Annotated in this window: 10 protein-coding genes; all 10 read right to left on the minus strand. The window is 45.2% G+C overall.

What is annotated here, in order from left to right; genetic code table 11:
* Positions 1-260: 260 nt before the first annotated feature.
* The 10 genes from CD05_RS0110050 to CD05_RS0110100 all read right to left on the minus strand — a co-directional run bounded on the left by CD05_RS0110050 (position 261) and on the right by CD05_RS0110100 (position 14,746).
* A complete protein-coding gene (locus CD05_RS0110050) occupies positions 261-6,926 on the minus strand; it encodes a hypothetical protein (protein WP_028510389.1) in 6,666 nt (2,221 codons plus the stop codon).
* 690 nt (positions 6,927-7,616) lie between these two features.
* The gene (gene xylB / locus CD05_RS0110055; protein WP_028510390.1) at positions 7,617-9,140 is read right to left on the minus strand and encodes a xylulokinase; all 1,524 of its coding nucleotides are present in this window, start codon (positions 9,138-9,140) and stop codon (positions 7,617-7,619) included.
* Between the two features lie 28 nt (positions 9,141-9,168).
* The gene (locus tag CD05_RS19780; protein ID WP_051588941.1) at positions 9,169-9,942 is read right to left on the minus strand and encodes an AraC family transcriptional regulator; all 774 of its coding nucleotides are present in this window, start codon (positions 9,940-9,942) and stop codon (positions 9,169-9,171) included.
* A 146-nt stretch (positions 9,943-10,088) separates the two neighbouring features.
* Entirely contained in the window at positions 10,089-10,979 is an 891-nt protein-coding gene (locus CD05_RS0110065) for a hypothetical protein (RefSeq protein ID WP_028510391.1), read from the minus strand.
* A complete protein-coding gene (locus tag CD05_RS0110070) occupies positions 10,976-11,533 on the minus strand; it encodes a sigma-70 family RNA polymerase sigma factor (protein WP_028510392.1) in 558 nt (185 codons plus the stop codon). The genes CD05_RS0110065 and CD05_RS0110070 overlap by 4 nt, the downstream gene beginning before the upstream one ends.
* Positions 11,534-11,646: 113 nt before the next feature.
* Positions 11,647-12,597: a hypothetical protein gene (locus tag CD05_RS0110075; protein WP_028510393.1), complete on the minus strand. Its 951-nt coding sequence runs from the start codon at positions 12,595-12,597 to the stop codon at positions 11,647-11,649.
* Between the two features lie 18 nt (positions 12,598-12,615).
* A complete protein-coding gene (locus tag CD05_RS21405) occupies positions 12,616-13,629 on the minus strand; it encodes a methyltransferase domain-containing protein (RefSeq protein WP_084262156.1) in 1,014 nt (337 codons plus the stop codon).
* A gap of 2 nt (positions 13,630-13,631) precedes the next feature.
* Positions 13,632-13,853, minus strand: a complete 222-nt coding sequence (locus CD05_RS0110090) for a helix-turn-helix transcriptional regulator (protein ID WP_028510394.1) — start codon at positions 13,851-13,853, stop codon at positions 13,632-13,634.
* Positions 13,854-13,865: 12 nt separating this feature from the next.
* Positions 13,866-14,384, minus strand: coding sequence for a hypothetical protein (locus CD05_RS0110095; protein ID WP_028510395.1), 519 nt, complete (start codon positions 14,382-14,384; stop codon positions 13,866-13,868).
* Positions 14,385-14,575: 191 nt separating this feature from the next.
* On the minus strand, positions 14,576-14,746 hold the full coding sequence (locus tag CD05_RS0110100; protein ID WP_028510396.1) for a 4Fe-4S binding protein: 171 nt from the start codon (positions 14,744-14,746) through the stop codon (positions 14,576-14,578).
* Between the last annotated feature and the right edge of the window lie 191 nt (positions 14,747-14,937).

The following is a 14,937-nucleotide window of genomic DNA, read 5'->3' on the forward strand; positions in this document are numbered from 1 at the left end:
TTATGCGTATTGTAAATAGTATTTTTGAAAATTTTACTTTTTATACAAGTAATTGCGTTAAGGCAGAAAAAAACAGGCGGCCGAAGCCGCCTGCAAAACTTTTTAAGTTTTAGGGATTAAGCGAGAGGGCCCTCGTCCGGATCGCCGTTAGATGTTGTGATAACATCCTGAGCCTCGAAAGAGATAACCTTTATCTCTGCCTCTGTGTACTTCTTCATCATATATCACTCCTTTTTAAATGATTGACAAATTGATGTGTATTAAGATCTCCCAGCAACGTAAGCATTAGCTGCCTGATAGTAAGCATAGAGAGCCTTAACCATGTTCTTGTTAGCTGTGGACTGCTTAGAGTTATTAGCTATAGCCTCGCAGTAGTCAACAACGTTATAGTTTGTTACATTGATTGCATAGATGTCATCATAATCATTACCATCTGCATAATCATACTCAACAGTTGCATCAAGTTCATCAGCACCAACCTTGTATGTTGCCGCACCAGCTGCAACAGTATTTGCACCGTCAGTATAGGACTCTGCATTAGTAACTGTGCCAGGGAAGTCATAAACCGTAATAGAACCTCTGTCCTTATCAAGGTTATATGCCATCTCAGCAGGAACATCTAAGTAGTAACCAGTGCTGTTCTTAGGAAGCTTAACAAGATTGATTGTGCTTGGATTTCCAGTATACTTCATTGTCTTGATATCAAACTTCTCAGCCCTTACCTTGATAGCATTAAGCTCATCTTCAGTAATGCTCGGATCAACTGTGAAATAGTGACGTACATAAAGCATGCTCTTAGTCATAACAGTTGTGCCCTTGTATGTTACTGTAGGTGTGAACTTGATCTTTACAGACTGAGGAATACCAGCTGTAGCAACTGTTGTTGTGCCCTCATAAGGTGTAGGTCTTACAAACTTAGACTGGCTCTTAGGCTGAATTGCACTTACATCTACCTTGATGTCTGCGCTTGCATTTGCAAGAAGGTCTTTGTTGTTCTTAAGAGCTACCTGAGTGTAACCACCGTAGTTGAGCATTGCCTTAAGAACTTCCTTACCTTCAAGATCCTTCTTGATAGCTGTCTCAGCATAATCCTTGATGCTTCTTTCCTTAGTGGAAATAGGTGTAGCGGAATTCTTAAGGAAGAGTTCTGCCTTTACAGGTATTGCCATTTCAGAAGCTGTGAGTTCCTGTCTGAATCTGTAGTACTTGCCATACATATCCTGCTTGTTGAGAGGAACAATATTCTCTACCTTCTCACCATAGTGATCATATGTGAACTTAACATATGCACCGTCAACATAAGCAGTATCATTGATCTCTGCAAGGAAGTTGAACTGTACCTGATCCTTGAAGCTTACTGTGTTGGAATCAAGGAGCTTAGCATCAACAGATGTATCCGAGCCTGCAGCAACGATCTTCCAGTCAGCAGAAGCTGTACCTGTATAGTTGCCGATACCCTCAACGAAGAGTGTATACTTACCAGCCTTGGTATATGTCTTTGTGCCCTTGAGTGTGTAGTCAACGCCTTCCTTCATAACCTTGCCGGAATTGTTGTCAACAACCTGGAACTTAGCAGTAGCACTGCCGTTCTTGAGCTCAAATACGTTTGTCTCCTGAGTGAACTGGATAGTGTAGTCTGTAGACTGCTTAACAGTGTATACAAGTGTCTTATTATGATTTGCATCTTCAGCCATCGTGAATAAAGCTTTTTTATCTGTTGTATAAATGTTCAAAAGATCAACTGTAAAGTTAGGATCATTTGTAACTATAGCATCTTCAAGAGCATAGTAACCAGCTGTACCGTCATATACTGCATCAGAAAGCTTGTACTTTGTATTCTGATCATCACCTATGGTGATAGTACCCTCGTCATCAACTACATACTTCTTCAGCTTAGTAGCATCAAACTTAGCTGTTACAAGAGCATCACCAGCATCCTCATGAATATCGATCTGGAATGTGGGCTCTATAGCATCGCCATAGACTCTTGAAAATGCAGTAGACTTATTATCAACAAGATAATTGTTATCAGTCAGATCTGCATCTTTCTGGAGCTGATTCATATCGTATATAACTGAATCAAGACCTTCTGCCTTGATTGTAAAGTCAACATAGCCGACCTTAGCAAGCTCAGGTACATATTCTTCATCATCAACAGCGCCAGGCTTGTTTGCTAATACGAAGTCATCGCTGAACACAACTTCTGCTCTGTAAGAACCAGCAACTGTAGGATAACCTGTTGTCTTTGTAGACTCGATAGGCTCACCCTTATCATTGAGCTGTGTGAAGTATACGGTGTAGTCACCAGCTGCTTCAGAAGCAGAAGCACGAACTGATTCAGGTAGCTTTACGCCTGCATCAGTATACAGATGCTCTTTAAGATCCACATCAGTTCTAATGCAGAAATCGGCTTTTCCTGCAAGTACATCCTTTTCTGTACCAAATACTTTACCTGCACCGATTGTGCTTGCAAGCTTTCTATTCAATGTATCTGTAGCTGAAGCATTATTAGCTGCTTTAGCTGTAAAAGTTGTACGATCGTTGCTGCTGCATACTGACAGATGAACATCTGCAGTGATCTCACGAGCATTGTTTACCCACTTGAGCGGGATCTCTGTGGTGCCCATGTAGTTACCGTTAGCAGAAGCTGTAGCAACAAGCTCATACTCGCCAGCATGGAGTGCCTTAGGTGTACCAGAGAAGTCGAGATCCGCCATTGTCATGAGGCCGTTATCGTTATTCTGGATGTAAACCTCATAAGGATTGCCGTTATAAACGATCTCGTTAGCCTTGAGTTCCTGACCTTCAGCAACAGCCTTAGGCTCAGTATTCTTGAAATCAGAAGGAACGATAACAAGAGTTACGTTGTCCTTAGCATCAGCAAGATCCTTCTTAGCGATCGTGATCTTCTCTGTATCATTGAACTTAGCAGCCTTGTAGTTCTTAGCAGCATCGCTCTCAGGAACGAATCCGCCGTTGTATGTGAGTGTGTACTCACCAGCAGGTGAACCTGAACGATAGTTGTTGGAAACTACTACGAAGCCTCTGAAGTCGTCAACAGAAACCTTATCCTTATCAGCATCGATTACGCCGTCATAGTCGAATGTGATGCTGCGGTTGATAGTAGCAACAGGTGCGCCATAAACAGCTTCCTTAGTACCAGCCTTGATGTTTGTGAGTGTGATCTCCTTAGGAGTGATCTCGAAATCATACTGGTCAGAAGTCTTAGGTCTGTAGTTGTCGTTGTAGATAGTTACAGCGATCTTGTACTCGCCTATATCCTTAGCTGTCTGAGTATCTTCGTATTCACCTGCAGCATTCTTCTTGGAGAGGTGATATACCATTTCTACTTCATCAGTATCAACCTTCTTGCCGTCAACTGTGAAGTCGAACATATCACCAAGTCTGCTGAATATTGTATTGCCGTCATATGCGAAGTTAGCCTTGTCCTTAGGCGAAATAACGATAGACAGATCAGCAGAAGGAGCTATTGTGAACTGAGTATAAACAGGGTTACCAGCATCTACATTACCAGCAATTGTGCTGTTATCAAGATATGTAGCACCATAGTAAGCGCCTGCACCAACTATCTTAGCAAAGTATGTACCTACGTTAGAAGGTGTTGTGTCGAGCTTTGTATAAACATAAGGATTCTCCTCACCGTCGCCAGATCTTGTATAGTACTCAACATTATAGTCTGTACCCTCTGTGAGTGTTACAGCAGGTCTTTCCCAATCGTTTGTACGCTTGTCATCAGCAGCTCTTGAAATCGTGAAAGCAGGAGCCTGAGGTTTGCCATTGTAGGTAAATGTTGTAGGTGTGCCAGTAGCTGTGAAGAAATTAAAGTCACGACCCTTGATAACCCACTTAACAGTCAGGCTGCCCTTGGTGTTCTTTACACCCTTGATAGTGAGCTCATACTCACCTGCAGCTGTCTGTGTAGCACCGCTTACCTGATAATCAGCAGCCTTAAATGCTTTGTGAGGCGCATGATCGATAGCTGTAACATCAATAGTCTTCTCGTTGCCGTCATATAACACAGGAGTAGCAGCCTTATAGCCAACAATTGTCTTGCCAGCCTTTACAGCCTCTTCAACAATATTTTTATCTTCAAATGTTGCGTTAACAGGCCATTCCTTAGATGCTTCAAGACCAGTAGCATCGCCATCAGGATCATATGCTTCATTAAGGATAGCTACTATAGGCTGATCATTTACTGTGAAATCATCAGCTGTAAGCTGTGTAGCAATAATGCTGAACTTCTGAGTGTTGATATCTGTTGTGTAAGAGCCGGTGAATTTATTGCTGCCAGCAAAAACAACTTTATCAGGTGTACCGTCGCCGTTAGTGTCTTCTTCGATCTTATCGAATACAATCTTGAAGTTATAATCGTCAACATCTGTGAAATCAGCCTTAACCTCATCTGCAGTTGTCTTTGTCGACATAACAACATAATCTGCAGGATCAATAACTGTACCGTCAATAGTCAGAGACTTAATATTAGCCTTGATATCGTCTTCGCTATACTTAGAAGCCTTGTAAGCAAGAAGAGGATTCTTGAATTCGATAGCTACTGTGCTGTTCTGATCAACAGTTCTCTTGCTTACGGAGAAGCCCTTAGTATAGCCTACGCCGTAGTCGAAGAGCTGGTTATAGGTAGAATCAGCCTGAGGATCGTTAGCAATAACAACCGCTACATAACCTCTGTTTTCATATGCAACATCGCCTACTTTTTCACGAGCAGCTAAGGGAGTTTCTGCATTGAATACAAATGCACCTGCAATTTTCTTGATTGCTGTTATAGCAGCCTTACGCTGTTCATCGGTCTTTGTTGTATCATTTGCGATGGTTACATTATCGCTAAGAGCAGCAGGTATAGTAGGAGCGCCATTCTTGTCAAGATCAACAGGAATGTAAATTATGTCCTGCTTAAGTGCGTTCGGAACGCCAGCAATTTCTGCGCCGATCGTATCACCATAGTTGTACTGAACCTTCTCCAGGCCATTTACCTTAGTAGTAAGAGTTGTATCGCCAAGAGTAAGCTTGTAATCATCGATCTTATCTATCTGTATCTTTTTGCTATTACCATAGTTGCCAATACCTGATAATTTAACTGTGAACGGACCGTTGCCTTCGGGGATAGTTGTTTTCCAAACCTCTACAGCAGGAGTTTCATCATTATTATCATCATCAACCATGTGCTTGAACTCAGCAATAAAGTCTACGCCCTGAACGAGCTTAGCACCAGCCTGAGCTGTAGGATCTGTCTCAGCATTATCTCTGATGTTATATGTAGCCTCAGCCTTGCCTGTTGAAGGATTGATAGCGAGGGATACATTTGTTGTAACACGAGTATCATCAGCTATGCTATGAGGATCTCTAACCCACTCGATTTCACATACGATATCCTTTGTAGGATCATTCACATCGCCAGCACTCTTATTCTTGAAGTTGCCCGATGCAGTTACAACAGTCTTATAGCTGCCTGCAGCCGTTACATCAGTTGTGGATGTAGAAGAATATACCTTATTACCGTTTTCTTCCTTAACTGAGCCATCAGGATTGAGCTCTGCCTTGTATGTTGTAAGCTCTATGCCATAGAAGTTTGCAACACCCTTTGCGGCAGTTGTATCTGTAACTGTGATCGGATGAGTGTTTGAACGATCATAATCTGCATGCGTCACACCATTTTTTGTTGCATCAGTAAGCTTTGCCTTTAAACCAGCTGCATCAAGCTCAGCAGGAACGATGTTGAACTTAACGCTCTTAGTGCCTGAATAGTTGTTCTTGAAGTTAAGTGTAGCTGTGTACTTACCAACATTTACAGCAGATTCAGCAACGCCGTCTGTAGCCACAGCATGAGCAGCATTATAATAATCGGTAAGTGCGCCTTCATTTGCCGTGTATACAATATCAAAGTCTACGCCTTCTTCAAGAGTATCTACCGTAGTACCATCAGGAAGAGTGACCTCAACTTTCTTAAGGAACGACCTATTATGGGTTGTGCCGTACGGGTCACCATCGTTGTTTGCAGTAACACCACTTGCAGGAGTTTCATTGTAAACTATTCTTGCATTTGTCCAACCAGCCTGCTTATTAGCTTCAACATTAACACTGTCAGAAATTCCAAGAGCTGAGATCTGGAACTTCACCTGGCCGGTAACACCTTCAAACTTAGTGTTTGCATTACCGACAACATCGATAGTGTATGTACCTGCATTTATCTGATCAGCAGCAGCAACACCATTTATCTTCTTGGTAAACTGTTCATTATACTCTTTCTCAGTGATAACGACATCGTTGCCGCTTGCATCTAAGTATGAGATCTCGACGTTGTTGTAATCAGCTACTTCATCGCCTGTATCAACAGTAGCCTCATCGCCTGCCTGCTCATCGTTGAGGTTCTTGCCTATCTTGACATTGTGACCCTTGCCATCAAATGTCCAAACAGTCATGCCGTTTGCAGTAAACTCTGTAAACTCGTTTACTCTAACTGTAAGAGTGTCAGTAACTGTTGTGGCATTGTAAATATCATCCTCGGTATCATTATTATTATTGTCAATAACTGTATAGCCATTAACTACTGCATATACATTTGCCTGCGAGAATGTACCATCTGTCAGCTTAACAGCAAGTGTCTTAATATTAGAGAATGTATTGTCCGGTGTAACTGTTACTGTAGCATCCTTAGTAACACCTGCAACTGTAACCTTTGCAACACCAGTTGTTCCTGTAATAGCCAGATCAGAAACTGTCACAAATTTGTCAGAAGTTGCTTGTGGAATTGCAGCTTCCGCATTAGCAACCAAAGTGCTGCCAAAGAAGTCGCCTATCACGCTGCCCGCATCAGCAGGAACGCTTGAAGCAACTGTCAAAAGCGCAAGAGTACCGGCAAGCACTCTCTTAAATGAATTGCTTTTTTCCATTTATTTTTCCTCCTTAAGAGTGTTTATTTCCTGCATTTCGCAGGATAATTGATTTAGTTGAACACATCAAAGCCGCCGCATCTGCCACGTTCAGTCCAAAAATGCACCCATGAGCCTCACGCAGCTGCGCACAATGCATAGACTTTAATATGTTAGCATACTTCATTTTAACACATTCTATATGCTATGTCAAGCGATAAATCTACAATTTTGTACTTTTTTGTGAATGAATACAAGAAAAGTTACACATTATTGTGCATTTTAAGCTAAATCACAACAGAAGTATGATTTTTCGCAAACGATTAAGTATAGAAAACACGTTAAAATGAACGACAAAAAGCCAAGCCACCCAAATAAAATCCGAATAACTCAGCTGTCATAAAATATTAACATATGAAGAACGCACCTGCGCTGACCTTCACAGATGTAAAATACTTCAGTATGCTTTTTTATTTGGGTGCAACCTTATTATATCACAGTTGTTTCGCCTTGTCAATAGGTAATTTTAAGTTTTTTCACATTTTATTACCAAATCATCTTTATTTTAGTTAAACGTTTAAACTTTTGGGCTTGCACTAACGAAATACCGCATCTGCGCCGTTTGTGCACAAAAACAGCCCCCTTGTCCGCTGCCGGGCAAAGGGGCTTGTTGTGTCGAAACTATTACGTTATTGTCGTTCGTTTTATTTTTTACATCGTGCTGAGCTTTCTGAACTGTTCTTTGAGTGCAGGGTATATCTCGGTGTAGAGTCTGTAGAATTTTTCGTACTCGGGAACCTTTGCAGGGTCAGGCTCCTGTGTCTTGTCTACTGCCACTACTGCCTTGCAAGCCTCAGGCACTGATGAGTATATGCCTGCGCCCACACTTGCGAGAAGTGCCACGCCCAGAGCCGGGCCTTCCTTCGAGGAAGCCGTCTTTACCGGGCAGCTGTAGAGGTCAGCGAGCATCGAACGCCACAGAGGCGAGCTTCCGCCGCCGCCGCAGGCCATCATGTCAGATACGTTTATATCCATTTCCCTGAATACCTCCACGCAGTCTCTCAGGCTGTAGGACACGCCCTCCATGACTGCACGGAGCATATGCTTCTTTGTGTGCATAGCCGAAAGACCGAAGAACACGCCTCTTGCGTTGGGGTCAAGGTGAGGTGTGCGCTCGCCCATGAGGTAAGGCAGGTATAAAAGCCTCTCAGCGCCTACCGGAACAGTCTCAGCCTGCTTGTCCATAAGGTAGTATTCGTCAACGCCCATGTACTTTGCAGTTTCCTTCTCGGGGTTGCAGAAGTTATCTCTGAACCATTTGAGCGAAAGGCCTGCACCCTGGGTAACGCCCATAACGTGCCACGAGTTCGGTACGGCTGCGCAGCAGGTGTGTACTCTGCCCTTGGGGTCGATAGATATCTTAGATGTATGTGCAAAAACAACACCGGAAGTGCCAATAGTAGTAAACGCCTTGCCGTCCTCGCAGACACCTGTGCCGATAGCCGCACCTGCATTATCGCCTGCGCCGCCGACAACTATAGTGCCCTCGCAAAGGCCGAGCTCGTCTGCCATAGCCTTTGTAAGTGTACCTGTCACCTCGCAGGACTCATAGACCTTACCGAGCCAGTTTTTATCTATCTCGAAAGCAGATAACAGCTCGTCAGACCACTTTCTGTTCGGAACGTCAAGCAGCTGCATACCGGAAGCATCTGAAACTTCTGTTGCATACTCGTGTGTGAGCACAAATCTCAGGTAATCCTTCGGGAGCAGGATATGAGCGACCTTTGAGTAGACCTCGGGCTCATTGTTCTTTACCCAGAGTATCTTTGCAGCAGTCCAGCCGGTGAGGGCAGGGTTTGCGGTTATCTGAATGAGCTTATCACGGCCGACATTTGCGGTCATCCACTCAACTTCCTTTTCCGTTCTCTGGTCGCACCAGATAATAGAACGGCGAAGCACGTTATTATCCTTATCGAGCATTACAAGGCCGTGCATCTGGCCGGATATACCGATACCCTTAACGTCCTCTTTCTTGACGCCGCTTTTTGCCATAACGTCCTTTACAGTGCCTATCATAGCGTTTGCCCAGTCTGCCGGCTCCTGCTCAGCGTAGCCGTTTTTGGGCTGATACATCGGATACTCGATAGTAGACGATGCCATTACCTTTCCTGTTTCGTCGAAAAGAACAGTCTTTGTGCCGCTCGTTCCGCAGTCGATGCCTAATACATAAGCCATTTCACATTACTCCTTTTATATCTGATATTTATATTTCCGTATTCGTATTCTGTTTTCTGTAAGCCAGCGGCGAGAGCTTTGACACCTGCTTGAACTGTCTTGAAAAATGCACGGGGTTCTTATATCCGCACTCAAAGGCTATCTCCTCTATCGTCATCTGCGAGCATTCGAGATAGTGGCGTGCTGCTTCTATCCGGCTGTTTATCACATCTGCATTGCAGGTGACACCGAAGGCCTTCTTATATATAAGGTGCAGATACGGCTCGGAGACGTTTATGAGCGACGACATCAGTCCCACCGTCCAGTCCTCGTTCGGCTCGGCGTATATGCGCCTGCGAAGGTCTAAAAGCTCACGGTAATGCGGCAGCGAAGCGCTCTCCCCTGTCACATTTGAAAAGACATCGGAAAGCATAGCCTTCATAAGAAAACCTGCTGCGTGGTGGTTCTGTGCCTTATAGTAGCAATCTGCTATCAGCCTGAAATACTGCGATACATTTACCCTCTCACCCACAAAATACGGCTTGCCGAACACAAGTCCCGTCTCGGCCTCAAGATTATCGGTACACTCAAACTCTATCCAGTCATTGATATACTCATCTCTGACAGCCTTATAGTAGAGAGTGGTCGCCTTATCATATATTATAAAGGTATCCGGCTCGGTATAATACTCGACACCGTCGATAACGAACAGTGCGTGCGTCTTGACAAAAAGGCAGAGGTAATTCTCAAACCCCTTGGGGCTGTCAAGCACAAAATCCCCGTCATGCCGGCAGCCGCAGCCCATTCTTTTTACTCTGAACACTCTCTCACCCCCACACAGGATTTAACGTATACTATTATTTTAACATAGTTTTTCAGATTTTGCAAGAAGAATTTTATGCAATTTATAAAAATATAAAAGCCCGGCAGAGGTGGGCTCTGTCGGGCTGATGCTTTATATGCGGAATACTATGCCTTGACTTCAAAGCGGGTAGCGCCTATTGTCACAGCGCTGACATTGTCGATATCGACAAGTTCTAAGAACGATACGTGCATCTTGTCATAATGCCCGTCATCGCTCGGTTCGGTAGAGCCGAATATCTCAATGTTCTTTGATGTGCCGTCCTTATACTCGGCTGTCACCTCCAAAAAAGGCAGTGGGTCTGTCTTGACTGCGACAGTTACGTCACTGCCGCTTATGCTGTTTTCACATAGTGATATTTTCTCGCCAGCCGCATTTTCAAGAATGATCGTCCTTTCATTCTTTTCAAATGTCAGCTCAAACTCTGCAAGGGTTATATATTTGCCGTCCTCGATAGCAAAGGTTATGAGCGACATAGGCATGACCACCTTGTCCTGCGGCTCGTCAAGGAAATAAGACCAGCGCATAACTTCTCTGCCGTTTTCAGGCTGATAGTTTACTTCCTCGTCAAAATCAGTGCTGCTTATCTCCGGCCTTACAGAATGAAGCCACGGCTCCTCGCCGTTTTGAAGCATTTTTGCGCCCTCTTCATCATTGGGCTCGGCATTCGCAACAACTGTCAGGTACTGCCCGTCCGAGAGTATCGTCTCTATATTTACATCAAAATGCTCGCCCTTGATAGTCTGCTCATATTTTGCGCCAATGCTTTCGAGCTTATCATCTGTTCCTTCACCGAAGTATCTGTCGCTTGCAGTGTTTTTCTTATAGATATACGCCGCACCTGCGCCGACAATGCCCGTAACGGCTATTGCCGCTGCCGCCATTATCCCTATAAAACGCTTTTTCATCTTTTTAGTCCTCCGTTTTCCTATGTCTGCCTCAAGAATGTATTCATCATCAAGGCAGCTCATCATATCAAATATCTGTCTTTCGTTCATACATCATACCCCGCTTTCCTGATAAAGACTTTCAGCTGCTCTCTTGTGCGGTGCAGCATGACATTTACTGCATTGACACTCATTCCGAGGTCTTCGGCTATCTGTTTCGGCGGACACATATACCAGTAGCGCTTGACAAATGCTATTCGCTGTTTCTTTTCAAGAGATGCCGCAAAGCCGTTTATCAGCTCTCGCAGCTGCTTTGCGTCAAGCTCTTCCTCGGGGGGCGTGCCGCCTGCACATTCTGTCAGCTCATCAAGTGCCTGAGATACACTATCACCTCCACGCTTTGCGGCACTGATCTTCCTCAAAGCATCAAACGCAATGTTTCGTGTCAGCCTTGCAAGATAGGCTTTCAGGCTTTCGGGTCTGTGAGGCGGTATGCTGTTCCAGAGTGCGAGATATGCGTCATCGACGCACTCCTCGCTGTCACGAGTGTCACCCAGTATATTATCTGCGATAAAGTGAGCATATTTGCCGTATTTTTGTGAAACCAACTCAAACACGCTCTCATCACGCTGCTCATAAAGAGTTATAAGCTCGCTGTCCTCCATGCGACCGCCTCCTTCCTTCTAATTCAAAAGCGCTTTCACTTAAATAGACGTAAACAAAGATCAGTTATTACATAAAAAGAGAAAAACCGTCCGCAGAGGACGGCTTTTTTGCATTATTCACCCGGCAGGCTGTCATTTTTGCTCTCACGTCTTTTCTTAAGCCGGTATTTTACATACTTTTCAGCGGCAAGGAGGGCAAAGATGATAAGCATTTCAAAACACATTGCTGCCACAGATTCCTCGGGGACGACAATCGCTCTGAGAAAGCAGACGGTCGTTATATATGCGCCTGCAAAGTCTGCTGCTGCGGCAGAAAGAGTCCTGCCCTTTGCGATGAACCTTTTCACCGCCATGTGCGATGCAAACGCCGCTGCAAAGGATATCACTACAGGAATAAGATGCAGCCATTTCGGCGCATGGGTGCCAAGGTCTGCAAAATATATCTTGGCAAACGGGTCAGTCGTTTCATTGCCGCCGGGGTAGCGCTCCCATATAACTATTGATACGACTATCTGGCATATGCTTATCATTATACAGTAGAGCCGCACGAGCTTGTGAGTATCGGTCTTGTTAACGTCTTCGCCCTTTTGCTTGTGCTTTAGCTTTGCATATGTGCTGAGTATAAGAGCAGCCGCCAAATACGCTAAAAACAGATAAGCGCCGATATTATTCACCCTGCCTTTGGTGCCGTGCTGATGTATCACAGCATCAGACCATTCAAGGAAGAAAAGGCAGGTATACGCCTTGATGCCGTTTGTAAAAAGCAAAACAGAGGCACGCACCATGCTCTCGCCTTTTGTGTCATAGCTCGCACCGACCTTTAGTCTGAGTATAAACCTGTCAGCCACAAGCAGCGCACCTATGATAAGCGTGCCCATAAGATACGGATAAAAGCCGTAGTATTTCTCGGCGTGGACATCAAAATCGCCGTTGCTGCCGAAATGCATACCGATAGTTTCGGGCATATCGCTGTAAACGTAAAGAAAATGCACAAGCTCTGCCCATATTGATAAAAGCATCAGTATTGCAAGCGCAAAGTGAACATAGAGAAACTTTTTATACATCGTTCTGTCTCTCCTGTCTTATGCTTTGTCATATAGCTCCCCGTCAAAGAACCTCTCCTGGAACTCAATCTTTTCCAGTATCTCCTCACGGGTGAAGCTCATTCCCTCGGGGGCGAGTATCCACTTATCCTCGTTGTCATTGAGCCTGTGGTATACGGCTATCACCCTGCCGGTGAAGCTGTCGAGCGGTGTATCGACACCAAGCACATAAACGTCCTGTCCGGCGCCGTCGCCTGCGATGATATCCTCGATATAGCCGTAGTTCACAGGGTAGACAAGGCTTTTTACTCTCGGGTGAGCTGTGCCGAGGGGACGGTCTATCTTGCAGGTGAAGGTCTTGCCTATTATATCTGAGTAGTCGGGGACTGTGTATTCCTTGTTGACAGTTGCTTCGATGAAATAGTGCTTTTGCAGCTTCCAGCCCTTGCCGTCAAAGCAGTCGTCTATATGGCGCACCTTGACAAGGCTCCAGCAGGCAAAGAGTTTTTTGATATCCTCGGCATCACAGAAGAAGTGCGGAACATTCTGCTCGACACCCTCGGTCTTAAGCAGAGTGTTCTCGTCAATACGCTTGCCGGCCTGCTGCCGGTAGGTGTATGTCTCCTTCGAGCAGAGGGTCATGAACACTGCACCGCCGGGCTTTAAAACACGGGCAAGCTCTGCCATGAGCCTTTTCATACCGGGCGTGTCGGTATGCCCTGCCGAATGCATGGCGAATATACAGTCAAAGGCATTGTCGGCAAAGGGCAGCGCTTCCATATCTGCCTTTTTGCAGAGGATATCGACACCCTGCTCTTTGCACAGCCCTTTGAGAGTGCCGAGCGCCTCGTCTGATATATCCACAGCCGTGGTCTTGAAGCCGCCCTTGGCAAACAGCAGTGCGTGTCTGCCAAGGCCGCAGCCGAGGTCGAGCACGCTTTTTCTGCCCTCGCTTTTCCATTTATTAAGGTAGTAATAGCTCTCCTCACACGGGGTAAGCCACACTGCTTTATCATCTACCGACTTCCAGTCAAAGGGGTTATCGCATTTCATGGTTATTCCTCCTGTTCTTCATCATCAACAAATTCAAGTATATCTCCCGGCTGGCACTTGAGCGCCTTACATATCGCATTGAGCGTTGAGAACCTCACGGCACTCACCTTGCCGGTCTTGAGCTTTGAAAGGTTGACATTTGCGACGCCGACCTTCTGCGAGAGCTCATTGAGCGACATCTTCCTGTCAGCCATTACTCTGTCGAGCCTGAGTATTATAGCCATAGCACTCTCCCCTTACAAAGTCTCGTCAGCCTGCGTCTGCAAGCTGCAACCGTACTCGAAGATAAGCGAGAATGCATCGAACATCAGCCCGGCTAAACCTATTCCGAAGCCGAAAAGGTCAAAGCCCTTGCTGCCGACTACGGGAGCCTTGCTATGGAGCAGCGGCGAGATAATCATACTGCCGACACCGCCCCAGACGAGCACACGGCTGAGCCTTCTTATCCCCACAGCTATCTCTGTGCGGAAGGGGCTGTCTGAGCTTATGAGCTTTTTGAATGTCGCCCTGAGGAAATTGACTGCGGCAGTGAACATCAGCACATAGTATGCGTAGTAAAGGCTTTTCCACACGCCTGCGTCGTCTGCAAACATCTCAGTAAAGCTCCCCTTGCCTATCAGCTGTGCCACGACAGACACCACCATAGCCATTGACAGCAGGCAGAGTATCGCCAGGCCGCCAAGAGAGTAGCCGTATATATACTTGCACACGTTCTTGTATTTTTCTTCTACAGTTGCGTTTTTTCTCAGTTTCATATCATCATTCCTCCGTTTCATAGCTTCCGGTATGATGACAGTATAGCACACTTTTTTACGTTTGTCAATGCTTTTTTAACGATAAACGTTAATTTTTATATTTTTAGCGTTTAACTCCGCTCTCCTCACCTGCCTTTTCAGGGCAAAACAAAAGACCGCCCGGAACGGACGGCCTTTCAAACCTTCTGAAATTATTCAGCCTGGGGAGCACCAACAGGGCAAGCACCAGCACAAGCACCGCAGTCGATGCAAGCGTCAGCGTCAATAACATACTTGCCGTCAGCCTCAGAAATAGCGCCAACAGGGCAGCCCTCAGCGCAAGCGCCGCAAGCGATGCACTCATCAGAAATCTTGTAAGCCATAGTAATATCCTCCTCATTATCTTTTGCCGCAGCTTGGGCGGCCAAAAAATCATATAAACGGGTAAGCACTCCCGTCTTTAATAATGATAACACACTTTAGAAAAAAAGCAAGGGGTTGGCAGAAAGTTTAACGGATTATTAATAATTAGTAAGCATAAGTTAGCTATGGCAAAAAATCTGCATTTTTCATA

The organism is Ruminococcus sp. NK3A76 (assembly GCF_000686125.1).
GTDB lineage: Bacteria > Bacillota > Clostridia > Oscillospirales > Ruminococcaceae > NK3A76.